Annotated in this window: 12 protein-coding genes and 1 pseudogene; 8 read left to right on the plus strand and 5 right to left on the minus strand. The window is 70.3% G+C overall.

Features of this window, described 5'->3' with window-relative positions; translation table 11 throughout:
* A partial coding sequence (locus VFX99_RS16415) for a hypothetical protein (RefSeq protein WP_414684415.1) occupies positions 1-1347 on the plus strand: 1347 nt, incomplete at its 5' end.
* A gap of 93 nt (positions 1348-1440) precedes the next feature.
* On the plus strand, positions 1441-3771 hold the full coding sequence (gene treS, locus VFX99_RS16420) for a maltose alpha-D-glucosyltransferase (RefSeq protein ID WP_329667362.1): 2331 nt from the start codon (positions 1441-1443) through the stop codon (positions 3769-3771).
* 91 nt (positions 3772-3862) lie between these two features.
* On the opposite strand, the gene malQ is transcribed toward treS, so the two are convergent.
* The 3 genes from malQ to VFX99_RS16435 form a co-directional block, all read right to left on the minus strand.
* A complete protein-coding gene (gene malQ, locus VFX99_RS16425; RefSeq protein WP_329667363.1) occupies positions 3863-6037 on the minus strand; it encodes a 4-alpha-glucanotransferase in 2175 nt (724 codons plus the stop codon).
* Positions 6038-6212: 175 nt separating this feature from the next.
* Positions 6213-7640, minus strand: a complete 1428-nt coding sequence (locus VFX99_RS16430; RefSeq protein ID WP_329667364.1) for a CCA tRNA nucleotidyltransferase — start codon at positions 7638-7640, stop codon at positions 6213-6215.
* A gap of 39 nt (positions 7641-7679) precedes the next feature.
* Positions 7680-9206 carry a DUF7059 domain-containing protein gene (locus VFX99_RS16435; RefSeq protein WP_329667365.1) on the minus strand — a complete coding sequence of 509 codons (1527 nt, stop codon included), beginning with the start codon at positions 9204-9206 and terminating at the stop codon, positions 7680-7682.
* A gap of 146 nt (positions 9207-9352) precedes the next feature.
* Between VFX99_RS16435 and VFX99_RS16440 the strand changes: the two genes are divergently transcribed.
* From VFX99_RS16440 to VFX99_RS16460, 5 genes are all read left to right on the plus strand, one after another.
* Positions 9353-11686: a DUF6049 family protein gene (locus VFX99_RS16440; protein WP_329667366.1), complete on the plus strand. Its 2334-nt coding sequence runs from the start codon at positions 9353-9355 to the stop codon at positions 11684-11686.
* Positions 11683-13278, plus strand: a complete 1596-nt coding sequence (gene murJ, locus VFX99_RS16445) for a murein biosynthesis integral membrane protein MurJ (protein WP_329667367.1) — start codon at positions 11683-11685, stop codon at positions 13276-13278. Before VFX99_RS16440 ends, murJ begins: the two co-directional genes overlap by 4 nt.
* Before the next feature lie 99 nt (positions 13279-13377).
* Entirely contained in the window at positions 13378-14397 is a 1020-nt protein-coding gene (trxB, locus tag VFX99_RS16450) for a thioredoxin-disulfide reductase (RefSeq protein ID WP_329667368.1), read from the plus strand.
* Positions 14398-14477: 80 nt separating this feature from the next.
* Positions 14478-14801 carry a thioredoxin gene (gene trxA, locus VFX99_RS16455; protein WP_329667369.1) on the plus strand — a complete coding sequence of 108 codons (324 nt, stop codon included), beginning with the start codon at positions 14478-14480 and terminating at the stop codon, positions 14799-14801.
* Positions 14802-15028: 227 nt separating this feature from the next.
* A complete protein-coding gene (locus VFX99_RS16460; protein WP_329667370.1) occupies positions 15029-15448 on the plus strand; it encodes a YciI family protein in 420 nt (139 codons plus the stop codon).
* Positions 15449-15450: 2 nt separating this feature from the next.
* On the opposite strand, the gene VFX99_RS16465 is transcribed toward VFX99_RS16460, so the two are convergent.
* The gene (locus tag VFX99_RS16465) at positions 15451-15798 is read right to left on the minus strand and encodes a tryptophan synthase subunit alpha (RefSeq protein WP_329667371.1); all 348 of its coding nucleotides are present in this window, start codon (positions 15796-15798) and stop codon (positions 15451-15453) included.
* 104 nt (positions 15799-15902) lie between these two features.
* Between VFX99_RS16465 and VFX99_RS16470 the strand changes: the two genes are divergently transcribed.
* The gene (locus VFX99_RS16470; protein WP_329667372.1) at positions 15903-17177 is read left to right on the plus strand and encodes an RNA polymerase sigma factor; all 1275 of its coding nucleotides are present in this window, start codon (positions 15903-15905) and stop codon (positions 17175-17177) included.
* Here the strand turns inward: VFX99_RS16470 and VFX99_RS16475 are convergent.
* Positions 17162-17400, minus strand: a pseudogene (locus tag VFX99_RS16475) (chromosome partitioning protein ParB); the annotation flags it as partial. The gene VFX99_RS16470 and the pseudogene VFX99_RS16475 sit on opposite strands and share 16 nt — an antisense overlap.

A 17400-nucleotide genomic window follows, 5' to 3' on the forward strand; every position in this document is an offset into this window, starting at 1 on the left:
GAGCCTGCGCGCGTCCCACTCAGCGGCCTGCCGGCTCCGCCGACCAGCCCGGTAGCGTGGGCTCATGGTGTGGACGCCGAGCGCCGGGCAGAGCCGATGAGCGGGGCCGCGGCATCCGTGTCGTTCGATCCTCGAGCGCTGACCCAGCCGGTCGACCCTCACGCGGTGCGGGAGTACACCCGGCGCCTGCGGGCGAGCGGCGCCCTGGGCAGCGGCTTCGGGCAGACTTCGACGGTCATCGGGGTGGTCGTCGGCGGCGTCATCATCCTGGTGTTCGGCAGCTTCTTCCTCACCTTCGCAGTGTCGATACTCAGCGCGATCGGATCGATCGGCCGCGGTGCGGACGGCCCGTCGTTCGTGTCGGCGATCGGAGCCCTGCTGCCGATCCTCGTCATCGGGGGTGGAGCCACGGCGGTTGTCCTGTTCGTCACGCGCAGCCTCTTCACCGCGCGGGAGCGCCGGTATCGCCTGGACCGCTTCGCTGCCGCGAACGGCATGAGCTACCTCCCCGCCCTCGCCGCGCCGGCACTGCCGGGCATGATCTTCACCGTCGGCGGATCGCGCTCGGCGAGCGACCTGGTGCGCGGGGAGCAGCCTCGGTTCGTCGAGTTCGCCAATTACCAGTACACGACCGGCTCGGGCAAGAACCGCACGACGCATCGCTGGGGGTACGTGGCGATCAAGCTCGACGTCCCGCTGCCGCACATCGTGCTCGATGCCAGGAGCAACAACGGGCTCTTCGGATCCAACCTGCCGGCGACGTTCGACAAGGATCAGCGGCTCAGCCTCGAGGGCGACTTCGACAAGCACTTCTCGCTGTACTGCCCGGAGGGGTACGAGCGCGATGCGCTGTACCTGTTCACACCCGACATCATGGCCCGCTTCATCGACAACGCCGCCGCCCTCGACGTCGAGATCGTCGACGATTGGCTCTTCCTGTACGGCAAGCGCGAGTTCTCCGGCCTCGACCCCGCGACCTGGGCCTGGCTCTTCTCGGTCGTCGCCGCCCTGCTCGTCAAGTTCGCGCAATGGTCGCGCTGGCGCGACGAGAGACTCCAGACGGATGCCGCGGCTGCGGCATCCGCGATCCCGGCCGTCGTCGGCGCCGGGACCGAGAGCGCCTCGACCTCGGACGGCGTGGGGCGCCCGGCGTCGGCGAGTCCCGCGGCGGGGACGGCTCTTCCGTTCGCCGCTCCGGCGGGGCTGCTGCGCCCACCGGCAGGAGTCGCTCCGTCCGGCCGTCGGCTCACTCGCGGGGTCTCGTGGGTCTCGATCGTGGCAGGGTGCGCCGTCGTGCTGTTCTGGCTCTTCATCCAGCTCGGCGGCTTCGCACTGTTCTCTCCCTAGCACCGGCGCGCCTCGCCCACACGGTCTTGACGGGCTCGCAGTGGTGCGTAACGTGAGGCGCATCCGTTTGTAGACAGCATGAGGAGGCAGCCGATGGACGAAGCCGTGCCGGGCATCACCGAGATCACCACGTCCGAGGACTCCGCGACGGTCGCCGGGTCGGCCGCGGAACAGCCTCGGATCCCGGTCGACGGCGCTGCGGCTGTCCCCGTGGACACGGTGCCGGAGATCACGTACGACGAGCAGCGCTACCCGGCCCGCCCCCGCCGCCTGCGCCCCCGTGATCAGCTGCGCCGCAGCAATGTCCGTCGCGTGACGATCGACCCGCGCACCGCGACCGCGACCAACCCCTCCTACGTCGAGTGGCTCGTGCGCCAGGCGATGCTGAAGGACGCCGACGTGCTGAGCCGCCAGCTCTCCGGCCAGCCCAGCATGTGGCGCAATCCCTACGCGCGCCCCGACGCGCGGCGCGCGATCCACACCGCGGATGTCTGGTTCACCGCCTATCCCATCTCGCTGATCACCCGGCCCGGTGAATCGTTCCTCGATGCCCTCGGGCAGGCGGACCTGTGGGACGCGTTCGAGCGCGTGGGCATCAACGCGGTGCACACCGGCCCGGTCAAGCGCGCCGGCGGGATCGTCGGCTGGCGCGAGACCCCGAGCGTGGACGGGCACTTCGACCGGATCTCGACGCAGATCGATCCGGTGTTCGGCGACGAAGAGGCCTTCCGGCGGCTCACCGATGTCGCGGAGGCGCACGGCGGCAGTGTCATCGACGACATCGTGCCCGGGCACACGGGCAAGGGCGCCGACTTCCGGCTGGCCGAGATGGCGTTCAAGGACTATCCCGGGATCTACCACATGATCGAGATCCCGCCCGAGGACTGGCACCTGCTGCCCGATGTGCCCGAGGGTCGCGATTCGGTCAACCTGGATGCCGCGACCGAGCACGAGCTGGCGCAGCTGGGCTACATCATCGGCGAGCTGCAGCGGGTCATCTTCTACATGCCGGGCGTCAAGGAGACCAACTGGAGCGTCACCGACGCGGTGGTCGGCGTCGACGGGCACACCCGTCGCTGGGTGTATCTGCACTACTTCAAGGAGGGTCAGCCTTCGATCAACTGGCTCGATCCGACGTTCGCGGGCATGCGGCTCGTGATCGGGGATGCGCTGCACTCCCTGGGCGACCTGGGCACGAGCGCCTTGCGGCTGGACGCGAACGGCTTCCTGGGAGTCGAGCGCAGCGCCGAGGGTCTGCCGGGCTGGTCCGAGGGCCACCCGCTCTCGCACGCCGCGAATCATGTCATCGCCGGCATGGTTCGCAAGGTCGGCGGCTTCACCTTCCAGGAGCTCAACCTCTCGATGGAGGACATCCGCGACACCGGCGCCGTCGGCGCCGATCTGTCGTATGACTTCGTCAGCCGACCCGGCTATCACCACGCGCTGGCCACGCGCAACACGGAGTTCCTGCGCCTGGCGCTGCGGCAGTCGCTCGAGGTGGGCGTCGAGCCGGTGAGCCTCGTGCACGGGATGCAGAACCACGACGAGCTGACCTACGAACTCGTCCATTGGGCGACGCTGCACCGCGACGACGTGTACTCCTTCCGGCACGAGGAGATGACGGGCGCGCAGATCGCGGAGGCGATCCGTGCCGACCTCACCGAAAAGCTGACCGGGACAGCGGACTTCAACAGGGTGTTCACGCAGAACGGCATCGCCTGCACGACGACGTCGGTGATCGCCGCGACTCAGGGCTTCGCCACCCTCGACGAGATCACCGACGACGATGTCGCGGCCATCTGCGACGCGCACATCCTGCTGGCGAAGTACAACGCCTGGCAGCCCGGCGTCTTCGCCCTCTCCGGCTGGGATCTGACCGGGATGCTGACCGTCCCCGCCGAGGAGGTGCGCGACCTGATCGCGACCGGCGACACCCGCTGGATCGAACGCGGCGCACACGATCTGACCGACGCGGACCCCGGCGCGACCCGATCGGTCTCGGGGATGCCGCGCGCCCGTTCGCTGTACGGCTCGCTGCCCACGCAGTTCGAGGCAGCCGACTCGTTCGCGTGCCGACTGGCCGATGTGCTGGCCGTGCGACGCGAGCACGGTGTCGCGGTCGCCACGCAGATCGACATCCCGGACGTCGCGCACGCCGGCATGCTCGTGCTCGTGAATCGACTGGACGATGGGCGGGGCAACGAGGACGCGCCGATCCAGCTGACGGTGCTGAACTTCACCGACGAGGCCGTCGACGGCACGGTCCACTCGCAGGAGCTGCCGCCGCAGCACGACGTCGTGGACGCCGCGACGGGTGAGACCATCGGCCACGTCGACGACCTGCAGAGCTTCCTGGTGCACCTCGAGCCCTATGGGGGCCTGTTCCTGCTGCTGCGCGAACCCGCCGTCGAGAACGAGGAGTAGCGCGCGGCACCCGGTCGTCGGGCGAGCGCACCGAGACGAAGCGCCTAGGTGCGGCACCCGGTCGTCGAGCGAGCGCAGCGAGACGAAACGCCTAGCGCCGCAGGGCCTCCTCGACCCTGTCCGTCAGCGACCGGAACCGCTCGTTGGCCGCGAGGTCGTCCAGCACGACGGCCGTGCCGGCGGAATCCGCGAGCGGCACCCGCCAGTTCGGGTACTCGTTCTCGGTGCCGGGCTGGTTCTGCACGCGGCGCTCGCCCACGCCGTCCACGAGGGCGACGCCGAGAAGCTGAGACGGGGATGCGATGAGGTGCAGGTGCAGGGCCTCGACGATCTGCTGCTCCGTGGCGTCCGCGCCGATGAGGCCGCGTTCGCGCAGGATCGCGAGCATCGCATCGCGCTCGGCCACCGCTTCGGCGCGTGCCTGTTCGACCGGCTCGGTGAGCAGCCCCAGCCGCGCGCGCAGGTCGACATGCTCTCCCGCGAGGTACCCGGCCGTCGGCGGCAGGTCGTGGGTGTTCACCGTCGCGAGCACCGCCCGCCGATAGTGTTCGGGCGGTTTGAATCCATCGTTCTCGTACTCGAACCAGAGGATCGAGGTCCCGAGTATTCCGCGTGACGACAGGTAGTCGCGCACCCACGGTTCGACGTTGCCGAGGTCTTCGCCGATGACGACGGCCCCGGCGCGATGCGCCTCGAGGGCGAGCACGCCGATCATCGCCTCGTGGTCGTAGCGGACGTACGTGCCGGCGGCCTCGCCGAGACCGGCCGGGATCCACCACAGCCGGAAGAATCCGATCACGTGGTCGATGCGCAGCGCCCCGGCGTTGCGCAGCAGCGTCCGGATCATGTCGCGCAGGGGCGCGAATCCGCTGTCGGCCAGCGCGTGCGGCAGCCACGGCGGCTGATTCCAGTTCTGCCCCTGCTGGTTGTACATGTCCGGCGGCGCGCCCACCGTGATGCCCGACGCGTACATGTCGCGCAGCGACCAGGCGTCCGACCCGCGCGTGTGCACCCCGACCGCGAGGTCGTGCATGATGCCGATGCGCATCCCCGACGCCTTGGCGGCGGATTGGGCGGCGGCGAGCTGCTCGTCCACGATCCACTGCAGCCAGACATGGAACGCGATGCGGTCCGTCAGTTGCTCACGCAGCTGCGCCACAAGCGGCGATGCGATGTCCCAGGCTTCAGACGGCCGATCCTGCCCCTCGTCGAGCGTGGCGGCGAAGTGCTCCTCGAGGGCGCACCACAGCGCGAAGTCCAACAGGGGTTGTCCCTCGCGAGCCGCGTACCGATCCAGCAGCGCCTGACGCGCCGGAGACCGCGGCACGGCGAACACGAGCTGCAGTGCCGCGCGCTTCGCGGCCCACGACGCGTCGCGGTCGATGCGACCGGCGTCGGTGTCGGCCGCCGCGACCGGCCCGCGGAACCCGTCCAGACGGGATCGATCGGATGCCGGAAGGTACGCCGTCTCTCGGATGTCCTCGGGACGCACGTACAGCGGGGCCAGGAATCGCCGTGTCGCCGGCAGGTAGGGCGACGGCTCGATCGGCGAGGTGACCTCGGCGGCGTGCACCGGGTTGACGAGCAGGAAGTCCGCCCCGCGCTCGCCGGCGATGGAAGCCAGATCGCCCAGGTCGGCGAAGTCGCCGACGCCCCAGGAGGCGTGTGACCGCACGGAGTACAGCTGCGCCATCAGACCCCAGGCGCGGCCGCCGTGATCGGGGCGCGAGGGCGGCGGGGCCAGAGACTGCGGCGTCACGATCAGGACGCACTCGGCGGTGCGGTCGGGCTGGTCGCCGCCGTGTGCGCGCTGCTCCGCGTGAACGGCGTGCCAGCCCAGGGGCAGGTCCGCGGGCAGAGGCACGTGCAGCCGCCACAGCGTGACACCGTCCACGCGGCGGGGTTCGGACTCTTGCGGCGGAATCGGGACGTCGCGAACCGACCCGTCCTCGAGGGTCACCCGCAGCGCCACGTCGTGTCCGTCCGCGACATGGACCTGCAGCACGCCCGAGCCCTCGCGCACCACGAGCGACGGTGGGACGAGCCGGCGCCAGGGTCGATCCTCCGCGTCCGAAAGCGCCGCCTCAGCCTCGGCATCCGTCTGCGCATCGACGCCCATCGCGTGCAGGATCGCGCGGAGCGTGGCGGCGGGCACGTGCACCCGATCGCCGAAGAACGACCAGTACTCGGTGGCCACGCCGTACGCCTCGGCCAGCGCGGTGAGCGCCGGTGCGGGTGCATCGTCGGTGCGAACGTCCTCGGTCATGCGCATCCTCCCCATGTGTTCGTTAGATCCTGCCAGCCCGAGGCTCTGGGATTCCTCGAACCCACCCCTTCCGCGCGAACCCATGCGCAGAATGCTCGCCCGACGTGTGGGTTCGCGACGAGCACGTGGGTTCGGCGGCGAGCGCCCGCGGCACCTGTGCCCGAAGCCCTCGCGCTCAGGTGCGTGCCGCCCACCACTCGCGCAACCGGCGCTCCGCTTCGTCCTCACCGAGGATGCCCTCGTCCAGCCGCAGATCGAGCAGGAACCGGTAGGCCTCGCCGACCTCGCGCCCCGGAGGGATGCCGAGCACCTCCTGGATCCGGTTGCCGTCGAGCTCGGGGCGCATCGCGCCGAGCTGCTCCTGCTCGGCCAGCTCTGCGATTCGGCGCTCGATGTCGTCGTAGGCTCCGGCCAGCCGTGCGGCCTTGCGCTTGTTGCGGGTCGTCACGTCCGCCCGCGTCAGGATGTGCAGGCGCGCCAGCTCGGGTCCGGCATCCCGCACGTACCGCCGCACCGCCGAGTCGGTCCAGGCGCCCTCGGCGTAGCCGAAGAAGCGCAGATGCTGCTCGATGAGCTGGGTCACGGTGCCGATCGTGTCGGAGTCGAACCGCAGAGCCTGCAGCCGCTTGCGCGCCAGCCGCGCCCCCTTGATGTCGTGGTGGTGGAACGTCACCCCGCCGCCGGGCTCGAGGCGCCGGGTCGCCGGCTTTCCGATGTCGTGCAGCAGCGCCGCGAGCCGCAGCGGCACGTCGGGCGCGGCATCCGGGTTTCGCGCCTTCTCCAGCGAGATCGCCTGCGTCAGAACCGTGAGGGAGTGCTCGTAGACGTCCTTGTGATGGTGGTGCTCATCGACCTCGAGTCGCAGCGCCGGAATCTCGGGCAGGAACTGCTCCATGACACCGGTGTCCACGAGCAGGCGGATGCCGCGCACCGGGTCGGCGGTCTGCAGGAGCCGGACGAGCTCGCCCTGGATGCGCTCCGGGCTCACGATCGCGAGCGTGTCGCGCAGAGCCGTCATCGCGTCGACGGTGGCGGGATCCACGTCGAAGCCCAGCTGCGCGCTGAAGCGGGCCGCACGCAGCATCCGGAGGGGGTCGTCGCCGAAGCTGACGCGAGGATCGGCGGGCGTGCGCAGTCGCCGCACGACGAGGTCCTCGACGCCGCCGCTCGGGTCGACGAGTGTGCGCCCCGGCACGCGCAGCGCCATCGCGTTCACCGTGAAGTCGCGGCGCGTCAGGTCGCCCTCGAGCGTGTCGCCGAACTCGACGGTCGGCTTGCGCGTGAGGCCGTCGTAGCTGTCGGCGCGGTACGTGGTGATCTCCACCTGCTCCCCGGCGATGCGCGCGCCGATCGTGCCGAATTCGCGGCCGATGTCCCACTGGGCGGTGCTGATCGGCCGGACGATCCGCAGGATGTCGTCGGCCCGGGCGTCGGTCGTGAAATCGAGGTCGTGCGTGACGTGCCCGAGCAGCGCGTCGCGCACCGGCCCGCCCACGATCGCCAGCTCATGCCCCGCGTCGGCGAAGGCGCGAGCGAGCTTCGCGACGATCCGCGACTCGGCGAGCGCGCCCAGGCGCGCCACACCGTCGGCCATGTTGAGCATGGTTCGAGCCTATCCAGGGGACGCGGCGAGCCCGGCTGCTCAGTCGTCGAAGCGCAGGAACCCTGCGAAAACGAGCTCCCGCACCGAGGGGAGCAGCTCGCCCCGGAGCTCGACCGCATCGACCTCCAACAGCGACGCGATCGCCTCGACCAGGACGCCGACCGGCAGGTCGCCGTCGCAGGCGCCGACCAGCGCGGCCAAGCCCGGATCGACCGTGATCGTGCGCGCGAAGCCCCCGCCCTGCCGCAGCTCGATGACGCTCGGCGACTCGACCCCCGGAAGATGGTGGCGCGCTTCGGTGACATCGGCCGCGACGACCAGGACGGATGCCGCAAGCGCCTCGTCGTCGAGCGCGGCGAGCCGGTCGTGCGCGGCGAGCGCGGCGGCGTAGTGCGACCCGAGCGCCGTGCGCGGGTCGAGCGCGTGCGTCAGCCGCTCGTACCTATGGAGGCTCGGTCGGCCGGCGGCCGGTCGGCGCAGCAGAACGTAGCCGAATCCGACCTCCGTGACGCCGCGGGCCGAGAAGTCGTCGAGCCACGCGTCGACGAGGGCCGCGAACTCCGGCGTACCGGCCAGCGTGCCGCCATCCCGGATCCACAGCTCGGCGTAGGACAGTGGATCGAGCGACTCGCGCTCCACCACCCAGGCGTCCAGTGGGACCGGCGATGCCGCGACCCAGGCGCGGGCCCGATCGATCCCCTGCTCGCCGGGACGGCTCTCCCAGTTGCCGAGCAGCTGAGCGACGCCGCCGGGCGCGAGATGCGCACCGACGCCCGAGACGAAGGCCGCCACGAGATCGTCGCCCTGCATGCCGCCGTCGCGGTACTCGTACGCGGGCACACCGTCGGCCCGCGGGGTGATGACGAAAGGCGGGTTGGACACCACCCGATCGAACTGCTCGCCCTCGACCGGAGCGAAAAGCGACCCCCGCCGCGTCTCCACATCGGGCACGTCATTGAGCAGGGCGTTCAGGCGGGTGAACCGCAGTGCGGCTTCGGAGACGTCCGTTGCGACGACGTGCGCGACGTCTCTACGCGCACGCAGCGCCTGGATGCCGCAGCCGGCGCCGACGTCGAGCGCGCGCGCCGCTCGGGTGGGCAGCTGCAGAGCGGCCAGGGTGAGGGAGGCGCCCCCGACGCCGAGCACGTGGTCCTCGGGCAGCGCTGCGCCGAGCGCGGCCTCATCGAGGTCGCTCGCGATCCACCACTGGCCCGCTCCGCGGTCGTCCGCGAACGACTGCGGGCGGATGATCGCCTGCGGGATGACGTCATCGTCCACGCTCACGGCAAGCCCGAGCCGGGCGAGCCCGTCGACGCCGGTGCGCGGCAGCGCCGAGGTCACCGACGACCGGGGCTGCGGCATCCCGAGCACGAAGAGCCTGCCGAGCACGGCGAGCGGGTCGCGCCTGGCGCCGAGCGCCCGGACGGCGGGGCTGCGCAGACCGCGGGCGATGGCCGTGTCGGCGGTGTCGCCCCAGGCGGCGCGCAGCGCGTCGGACCAGAAGCCGGCGTCGGTCAGGTCCGCGGCGAGGGCGCGACAGAGCGCGAGGTCCGGTTCGGGAAGCACGCGTCCATTCAACCCCCTCGACCGGCCGCGCTCGGGCTCGACGGAACGGTCGAGCCGTGCGGGCGCGGCACGGGGTCCTCCGAGACTCGGACCGTAGAATCGCACCAGATCGTGCGGTCATGAATCGCACAGGAGCGAAATCCCACATGACCGTCACTTCCCCGCCCTCGGGACCGAGCGTCGTTCGACGCGGTGTCCGCGCTCGCCTGCGCGGCGCGATCGCGATCGCGGCTCTGCTCGTGCTGGGCGCGCCGCTGGCCGCTGCGCCGGCGCATGCCGAGGCGCCCGCCGCCGCGTCGGCCGGCTCCGAACGAATCGCCGCGCCCCAGCCGACTCCGGTCGCGACGACGCCGGACGTGCCGACGGGTGTGACGGCCTTCACGCTCTCTCCGGTCGCCAATGGAATCGTGCTCCCCGGCGAGGGTCTTGCGGTGTCGGTGACCCTTCAGAACGGGACGGCCGTCGCGACCGCGCCGGCGGCGGTGACGCTGTCTCTGGGCGCCGAGCCGCTGTCGGACCGCACGACGTTGACCGCATGGCTTGCGGGCGAGACCGCGGGTGTGTCGGTGACCCCGGTCGGATCGACGGCACTGGAGGCAGTGCTGCCGGGCGGCGAGCAGGTGAACGGCATCGTGATCGCCGCCGGCGATCCCGCCCTGGCCGGGCGCGGTCCCGGGGTCTACCCGCTCGCGGCGTCCTATGAGTCACCGACCGGGACGGTCACCTCCACGAGCACGATGATCGTCCCGCCTGCGGCGGGTTCCGAAGCCGGAATCGGCGTGATCGTGCCGATCACTGCGGATGCGACAGCGGCCGGCCTGCTCACGGCGACCGAGCTCACCGAACTCACCTCGCCCACCGGCTCACTCACGAACCAGCTCGACGCCGTCGAGGGCACCGCCACGATCCTCGCGATCGACCCGGCGATCCTCGCCTCCATCCGCGTGCTCGGTTCGTCGGCGCCGGCGAGCGCCGCCGAATGGCTCGTCCGTCTCGAGTCGCTGGCGAACTCCCGGTTCGCCCTGCAATTCGGGGATGCGGACGTCGCCGCCCAGATGCAGGCCGGACTGAGCCAGCCTCTGGCCCCGCTGTCGCTGCAGGCCTACATCGATCCTGCGAATTTCGCGACGCCGGCGACTGACCCGACCCCGTCGCCGACCCCGACCGCCGCACCGACCGCCGCACCGACCGAGCCGACCACGCCCACCCTCCCGGAGCTCGTCGACGTCGGCGGTGCCCGTGCCGGGATGTTCTGGCCGGCGACCGGGACGGCCACGCCCGCGGTGGTCTCGGCGCTCGGCGACCTGGTGGCCGATGACCGCGATTCCCTCACCCTCGTCCCTTCCACCTCGACGGCGGCCGGTGCGTCCGGCGCGAGCACGCCGGGTCGGGCGGATGCCGGAAGCGCCGGGCTGATCGTCTACGACGCCGACGTCTCGCGCGAGCTGCACGACGCGTCGATCGTCGAGGAGACCGCGCTGCGCGGTGCGCCCCTGACCGCCGCCGCCGCATACCTGTCGTTCGCCGCTGCCGAGGCCGGCGGCGACCCCGTCGTCGTCACGGTCGATCGGGGCGCCGATCGGTCGCGCGTCGCTCTGCGCACGGCGATCACGTCAGCGACCGAGGCGCCGGGGGTCATTCCGCTGACGCTCGGCGGAGTTGCCACCAGAGATCCCGCGAGCGTCGAGATCATCGACGCGCCGGTCGATCAGGCACGCGTCGCCGCGGCATCCGCCTTCATCGCGGGCGAGGCGCAGATCGCCCGATTCGCCACGATCCTCGACGACACCACCCTGCTCACCGGGCCCGAGCGGGCCGAGATCCTCCAGCTGCTCGGTCTGGGCTGGCTGCCGGCGCCCGTCGACTGGCAGACCGCGGTCAACCTGCACTACGCGGAGACCGTGACCACCCTCGACAGTGTCGGGATCCTTCCGCCCAGCCCGCTCAATCTGTTCAGCGCGGGCGCGCCCATCCCCGTCTGGGTGCGCAACGACCTTCCGTACCCGGTCAACGTCGTGCTGTACGCGACTCCCGACGACCTGCGACTGGACATCGCGAAGGCGACCGAGGCCACCGCGGGTCCGCAGAGCAATACGCGTGTGCAGGTGCCGGTCCAGTCACGGGTCGGCAACGGAGAGGTCGACGTGCAGCTGCAGCTGCGCAGCCGCACGCTGGAGCCCATCGGTGCGCCGCAGGTGGTCACCGTGAACGTCCGAGCCGACTGGGAGGGAGCGGGCATCGTCGTCCTCTCGCTGCTGGTCGGCGGCTTCATCCTGCTCGGCGTCGTGCGCACCATCCTGCGACTGCGGCGCCGCCGTCGGGCGCGGCGCGGTCAGGCGACGGATGCCGCGACCGCGGGCTCCGGCGATGCCCGCGAAGCAGAGGGTGCGCAGCCGACCGCCGCCGGCGCCGAGCCGACCGCCACGCCGGTCGCGACTCACGCCACCGACGCGACCGACGCGGGCGAGGTGCAGCGGTGAGCGGCATCGGCCGGGCCAGTGTGCTGATCGGCGCGGGCACGATCGTGTCGCGCCTGAGCGGATTCCTGCGCGCTGTGGTCCTCGTCTCGGCCGTGGGTGCTACCACTGGAGCGGGCAACGCCTTCGCGATTGCGAACCAGCTCCCCAACAACATCTACGCGATCATCTCCACCGGCCTGCTCACGGCCGTGATCGTGCCGCAGATCGTGCAGGCGGCGAGTCACGACGACGGCGGGCGGGCGTTCGTCTCCAAGCTGTTCACCCTCGGCACGGTCGCGCTGATCGCCGTCTCGGCCGTGACCACGATCGCGGCGCCTTGGCTGGTTCACCTTTACGCGCCGGGCTTCCCGCCCGACCAGCAGGCGCTCGCGACCGCATTCGCCTATTGGTGCATGCCGCAGATCCTGTTCTACGGCCTGTACGCGCTCGTGGGCGAGGCGCTGAACGCGCGTCGGGTGTTCGGCCCGTTCACCTGGGCGCCGATCGTGAACAACGTCGTCTCGATCGCGGGATTCGTGGTGTTCATCCTGCTCTTCGGCTCCACCGCGTCCGTCGACGAGTGGACGCCGGCGATGATCGCGTTGCTGGCCGGCACGGCCACGCTCGGAATCGTCATCCAGGCCGTCATCCTGCTGATGTTCTGGCGGCGAACCGGTCTGCACGTGCGGCCGGACTTCCGGTGGCGCGGCGTCGGCCTCGACCACATCGGACGCCTCGCGGGCTGGACGTTCCTCATGGTCGTCGCCGGCCAGTTGGCCGGCCTCGTGCAGTCGCGGGTCCTGTCGGAGGCCGCGCAGGATTACCCCGGCGTCCTGGTGTCGCAGAACGCGTGGCTGCTCTTCATGCTCCCTTACTCGATCATCGTGCTGTCGATCGGAACGCCGTACTTCACGCAGCTCAGCGAGCATGCCGCCGCCGGCCGCGACGACGAGGTCCGCGGGGACGTCGGGCGCAGCATCCGCACGCTCGGCGTGTTCATCGTGATCGCGACGGCGGCCCTCGCCGCCGCGGCGGTGCCGGCGTCGCGGATCTTCACCGACAGTCGCGATGAGGCGGTCGCGGCCGCCGTCGTGCTGCTCTGCTTCCTGATCAGCCTGGTTCCGCTGGCTGTCCTGTTCGTCATCCAGCGCACGTTCTACGCGTACCACGACACGCGCACGCCCTTCTTCTTCACTCTGCTTCAGTGCGCCCTCGTGGCGGTCATGGCCGTGCTCGCGTCCTACCTGCCGGTCGAGTACATCGCCGCGGGCATCGCCCTCGGACAATCGTTCGCGAGCATCGTGCAGGTGATCATCGCGACCTGGCTGCTGCAGAGGCGGCTCGGCGGCCTGCGCGTGGGATCGTGGATGGGCTCCCTCGGCCGCTTCGCACTGGCCGCCGTGCCCGCGGCGGGCGCGGGCTGGCTCACCTTCCTGCTGCTCGGCGGGGTCGAGGGATGGACGGTGTCCGACAAGCTGCTCGGTGCGCTCGGCGCAGCGCTCATCGGGGTTGTGTCACTGCTCGTCTACGGGGGGTTCCTGGCCCTGCTGCGCGCGCCCGAGCTCGGCCCCGCAATGGTGCTCGCCCGCCGCGTCCTGCCCGGCGGACGCTGAATCAGCACGAGCTGGGACACTCGGCAACCGGACCCCGGCCGGAATGCCGCGCGGTTACCATGTGTTGAAGCATCCGGAGCTACGGAAGAGGGGGCGCACGTGCGTCAGGTCATCATCATCGGGTCGGGTCCGGCCGGCTTCACCGCTGCCATCTATGCCGCACGTGCGAACCTCGAGCCTCTCGTGGTCGCGAGTTCGGTCGAGGTCGGCGGTGAGCTCATGAACACCACCGACGTGGAGAACTTCCCCGGCTTCCCGGACGGCATCCAGGGCCCCGACCTCATGACGAAGATGCAGGCTCAGGCCGAGCGGTTCGGCGCAGAGGTGCTGTACGACGACGTCATCGAGCTCGACCTCTCGGGCGCGGTCAAGACCGTCAAACTCGGCAGCGGAGCCGTGCACCAGGCGTCTTCGGTGATCTTCGCGACCGGGTCGGCCTACCGCAAGCTCGACATCCCGGGTGAAGAGCGACTGTCCGGTCGCGGGGTGTCGTGGTGCGCGACCTGCGACGGATTCTTCTTCCGCGAGCGCACCATCGCCGTCGTGGGCGGCGGAGACTCCGCGATGGAGGAGGCAACCTTCCTGACGCGTTTCGCGAGCAAGGTGTACGTGATCCACCGCAAGGGCTCGCTGCGTGCATCGAAGATCATGCAGGAGCGCGCGATGGCCAACGAGAAGATCGAGTTCGTCTGGAACACCGAGGTCCTCGACATACTCGGCGAGGACGCGGTCTCCGGTGTCGTGCTGCGCTCCACCGTCGACGGCTCGACGAGCGAACTTGCGCTCGACGGGCTCTTCGTCGCGATCGGCAACGACCCGCGCACGCACCTCGTCCACGGCAAGCTCGAACTCACGCCCGAAGGCACCATCTGGGTCCACGGGCGCTCATCGCGCACCTCCGAGCCGGGTGTGTTCGCGGCAGGAGACGTCATCGACCCGACGTACCGTCAGGCGGTCACCGCCGCCGGCAGCGGCACGGTCGCGGCCCTGGACGCCGAGCACTTCCTCGCGGCGCTCGAGCAGAGCGGTGACGCGCAGATCGCCGAGGACATCGAGGTCGCAACCGAGACGCCCAGTCGCGCCAGCGACGAGGCGGAGACCGGCGTCGCAGCCGCCTGAGAGTCGTCCGAACGCCGGAACAATCCCGGCGCCCTCGGTGTTTTCACCCCTGACAGACTTCCGAACAAGGAGATATCAACATGACCGCGAAGGCGACGACATCCGCAACCTGGGAACAGGACGTCCTGCAGGCCGAGGGTCCCGTGCTGGTGGACTTCTGGGCAGCGTGGTGCGGACCGTGTCGGATGGTCGCGCCCGTTCTCGATGAGATCCAGGCTGCGAACCCCGAGAAGATCACGGTGCTGAAGCTCAACGTCGACGAGAACCCCGACCTGGCGATGAAGTATCAGATCACCTCGATCCCCGCGATGAAGGTGTTCAAGAACGGCCAGGTCGAGACCACCATCATCGGCGCCAAGCCGAAGTACGCCATCGAACAGGACCTCGCCGCCTACCTGGCCTGATCCTTCCAAGACTGCGCACCACCCCGGTGATGGGGAGATCGAAGCCACGATGCTTCTTTTTCCGCCTTCACCGGGGTTTTTCGTCGTATGCCGGAACAGGCATCGACGGAGATCCTGAAATTCTCGTTTCCATTGTCGATCTGGGCTGGCATCGTTCGACGTACTGAGTGAAGCCGGCCGATCGGGTCGCTCCGAGCCACCGGCTCGCACACGAGAAGGAGCAGGAAATGCGTTACATGATGATCATGCAGGTCGAACCCGAGGCCGCCGCGCGAGCAGCGCAGGATCTCGACATGGAGCAGGTCGTCGCCGTAATGGGCGCCTACAACGAGGAACTTCAGAAGGCCGGTGTGTTCCTGTCGGCGGAGGGGCTGTCCGACGCGAGCGAGGGGTTCCGCGTCGACTTCAGCTCCGCTCCGCCGGTCGTGACCGACGGGCCCTACGCCGAAGCGCGCGAGGTCTTCACCGGGTTCTGGATCCTCGAAGTGGCCAGCCGTGAAGAGGCCGAGCACTGGGCGAGGAAGTGCCCGCTCGGACCGGGCGTCGGCCTCGAGGTGCGCCGGGTCAACGAGTTCGCCGACATCGACCTGCCCGAAGACAACGACTGGCTCCAGAAGGCGCAGGAATGGCGTGCAGCTCAGGCCTGAGCTCAGGACGCGTCGGCCCGCACCACCGCGTCCCAGCGGCGGTGCGGGCTCTCGTCGCCGATGAGCCGCCACACCGCCTTGGTCAAGGGCGGATATTCGAGCGCGATCTGCCGAAGCACGCGGTAGTGCCGGCTGGCGTTCGGCCGGGCCCCGCCGTTGGCGGCGATGTTCTCGGCGCGAAGTATGAAGACGACGAGTTCGTCCACAGTGGGCAGATCCTCCATGAATTCCCACGGATCCTCGCCCGCACGCAACCGCTCGTGCACGAGCACCGAGAGCTCGTCAGCCGCCTCGGCCCGGAGAAGCTCGAGACTGGCCCGGCGCTGCGGGGCCTCGTCGTGCGTCGCCATTCATCCACCATACGGTGCGCGCAGGGCACCAGGGGTGTGGGTCGGAGCCCCACCGAAGATCACGATTCCCGGGCGGCGGCACCACCCGCGCCTACGCTGACAGCATGACCGATGCAGTTGCGCGCCGGGCCGCCGAGGCGGTATGGCGCGGCGAATCCGCTCGCATCGTGTCGGCGCTCACCCGCCATACCGGCGACTTCGGATGGGCGGAGGATCTCGCTCAGGATGCGCTGCTGGAGGCTCTATCCAAGTGGCCGGAGTCCGGCATCCCGGACAATCCCGGCGCCTGGCTGCTCGCCGTCGCCAAGCGTCGTGCGATCGACGGATGGCGACGTCGCGAGAGGCTCACTGAGCGCGAGACGCTGATCGCGGGTGACTTGCGGGTCCTCGAGGAGTGGGACGCGGTGCCCGAGCTCGGCGACCCCGATCGCATCGACGACGACGTGCTGCGGCTGGTCTTCGTCGCATGCCACCCCGTCCTGCCCGCACAGGCCCGGCTGGCCCTGACCCTGCGCACGGTCGCGGGCCTGACGACCGAGCAGATCGCGCGGGTGCTGCTGATGACAGTGCCCGCCGTGCAGCAGCGGATCGTGCGTGCCAAGCGGTCGCTCGCCGAGGCCGGCGTGCCGTTCGAGGTGCCCGATCGGGCCGACCGACCGGCTCGTCTGGCCAGCGTTCTGCAGGTGATCTACCTGCTCTTCACGGAGGGGTACGCGGCCGGCGGCGGTGAGCACCCGATCCGGCCCGACGTGGCCCGCGAGGCCGTGCGGCTCGCGCGTCCGTTGTCAGCCCTGATGCCCGCCGAGCCCGAGGTGTACGCCCTCATCGCTCTGATGGAGTTCCAGTCCTCTCGCTTCGCCGCACGAGTGGATGCTTCCGGTCTTCCGATCACGCTGGGCGACCAGGACCGCCGCCGCTGGGACCGGTCTGCGATCGGGCGCGGCCGGGCGGCACTGACGAGAGCCCAGACCTTCGACCGTGGACTAGGGTATTACGGCCTTCAGGCATCGGTCGCGGAGTGTCACGCGGTCGCGCAGACGGCATCCGACACCGACTGGCCCCGCATCGTGCGCCTCTACGATGCGCTCGAGACCCTCGCTCCCTCGCCCGTGATCCGCCTCAACCGTGCGGTCGCCGTGTCGATGGTCGACGGACCCGAGGCGGCTCTCAACCAGGTGGACGAAGTTGCGGACGAACTTGCCGAATTCCGTCCGCTCCACGCCGTGCGAGCCGAGCTGCTCGAGCAGACCGGCCGACCGGATGCCGCGGCCGAAGCCTTTCTCGCAGCCGCGAATCTGCCAGGCAACGAGGCGGAGGCGACGGTGTTGCGACGACGCGCCGAGGAGCTCGTATCGAGAGGGGCTCAGAGAGAGCTATAGGTCGACTGGCCCAGTTCGTCGAGGATGCGGTTGAGATCCTGGATGCTGGCGAAATCGATGCTGATCTGGCCTTTTCGAGCACCAAGCGAGATCTTTACGCGGGTGTTCAACCGGTCACCGAGCCTCTCGGCGACCTCATCGAGGTGAGCCCGGCGCCCACCTGCCTGCGGTCTCGAGGGCCGCTCGCGGCCGGTACCCCGCAGCATGGCGGCGGCCTCGGCCG

The sequence above is a fragment of the Microbacterium sp. genome (assembly GCF_036277215.1).
GTDB lineage: Bacteria > Actinomycetota > Actinomycetes > Actinomycetales > Microbacteriaceae > Microbacterium.

What these genes read in the sequence shown, in the direction of transcription:
- treS (WP_329667362.1), top strand. Translation starts at nt 1,441, where the DNA reads ATGGACGAAGCCGTGCCGGGCATCACCGAGATCACCACGTCCGAGGAC.
- malQ (WP_329667363.1), bottom strand. Translation starts at nt 6,037, where the DNA reads ATGACCGAGGACGTTCGCACCGACGATGCACCCGCACCGGCGCTCACC.
- VFX99_RS16430 (WP_329667364.1), bottom strand. Translation starts at nt 7,640, where the DNA reads ATGCTCAACATGGCCGACGGTGTGGCGCGCCTGGGCGCGCTCGCCGAG.
- VFX99_RS16440 (WP_329667366.1), top strand. Translation starts at nt 9,353, where the DNA reads ATGACCGTCACTTCCCCGCCCTCGGGACCGAGCGTCGTTCGACGCGGT.
- trxA (WP_329667369.1), top strand. Translation starts at nt 14,478, where the DNA reads ATGACCGCGAAGGCGACGACATCCGCAACCTGGGAACAGGACGTCCTG.
- VFX99_RS16460 (WP_329667370.1), top strand. Translation starts at nt 15,029, where the DNA reads ATGCGTTACATGATGATCATGCAGGTCGAACCCGAGGCCGCCGCGCGA.
- VFX99_RS16465 (WP_329667371.1), bottom strand. Translation starts at nt 15,798, where the DNA reads ATGGCGACGCACGACGAGGCCCCGCAGCGCCGGGCCAGTCTCGAGCTT.
- VFX99_RS16470 (WP_329667372.1), top strand. Translation starts at nt 15,903, where the DNA reads ATGACCGATGCAGTTGCGCGCCGGGCCGCCGAGGCGGTATGGCGCGGC.